1 protein-coding gene is annotated in these 1,237 nt (G+C 41.7%); it reads left to right on the top strand.

Translation table 11 applies throughout. The annotated features are described in order from the left end of the window. The first annotated feature begins 72 nt into the window (after nt 1-72). Nucleotides 73-1,232, top strand: a protein-coding gene (locus B806_RS0118555; RefSeq protein ID WP_085945698.1) for an IS3 family transposase whose coding sequence is annotated in 2 segments (ribosomal slippage) — nt 73-307 and nt 307-1,232 — 1,161 coding nt in all. Because the reading frame shifts where the segments join, the coding sequence is not laid out codon by codon here. Nucleotides 1,233-1,237: the final 5 nt, after the last annotated feature.

A 1,237-nucleotide genomic window follows, 5' to 3' on the forward strand; every position in this document is an offset into this window, starting at 1 on the left:
TGATCCTAGCCAAAATAATGGACAGTACTTCCCTCTAAAGATAACGTAACGTTAACTTTGGAGATCCAAGAAATGGCCAAACGTTTTAGTGCTGAATTTAAACAGCAAGCAATTGATTATGCACTTTCAAACTCACACGAGCCTATAGCTGCAATCGCCCAGAAATTAGGTGTGGGTTATTCAACTTTAGACAAATGGATTCGTGAAACCAATCCAGTGGGTTCAAGCAAACGTCAACTTTCACCAGAACAACAGCGGATCTTGGAATTAGAGAAAGAAGTCAAACAGCTCAAGGAAGCCAATGACATCTTAAAAAAAGCGCATGTGTACTTTCTAACAGATCATGCCAAGAAAAGTACACGGTAATTCAAGATCTAGATATGAATGAAGTCACGGTATCTTCTGCCTGTAAATACCTAGGTGTCAGCACTTCAGGCTATTATGCCTGGCGAAAACGTCAGGCCAATACGGTAGAGAAATATAATGATTTAAAAGCCGTATATTGGCAGCATCATGCACGATTGGGTGCACCTTCATTGGTACATGACATGCATGATTTAGGTTACAGCATGAGTGAACGCACTGTTGGAAGAATGCTGAAAAATCTGGGTTTACGCAGCAGGATTGCGCGTAAATACAAGCATACGACTGATTCAAACCATCGTTTGCCTACAGCACCCAATCTGTTAGAGCGTCAATTTACAGTCATTCAGCCTAACAAGGTTTGGACAACGGATATTACCTATATCCGTACCAAGCAAGGTTGGCTGTATTTATGTGTGATGCTGGATCTATTTAGTCGTCGTATCGTGGGGTGGCAAACCAGCCATCGAATAGACCGCCAGTTGGTGTGTGATACGTTTAACTATGCAATGGCTCGTCAGGGTTATCCAACTGGTGTTATGGTTCATTCGGACCAAGGTTCACAGTACTGTAGTCGTGATTTTAGAGCGCTGTTACTGACAAATGATTGTACTCAGAGTATGTCTAGACGTGGAAACTGTTGGGATAATGCAGTGACTGAAAGCTTCTTTCATACATTGAAAGGTCATGTGGTCCATGGCAGTGTGTTTGCCACTCGAAAAGAAGCGAATGCTGTCTTGTTTGACTATATTGAGATTTATTACAATCGGGTCAGAAGACATTCTGCAAATGGCTGGTTAAGCCCTGAAGCCTTTGAGAAGAAATATTTTAAGAATTTAGAGGGATTTGTTGTCCACGATACTGTCTAGGATCA

It is taken from the genome of Acinetobacter sp. TG2027, from assembly GCF_000302435.1.
Lineage (GTDB): Bacteria > Pseudomonadota > Gammaproteobacteria > Pseudomonadales > Moraxellaceae > Acinetobacter > Acinetobacter pittii.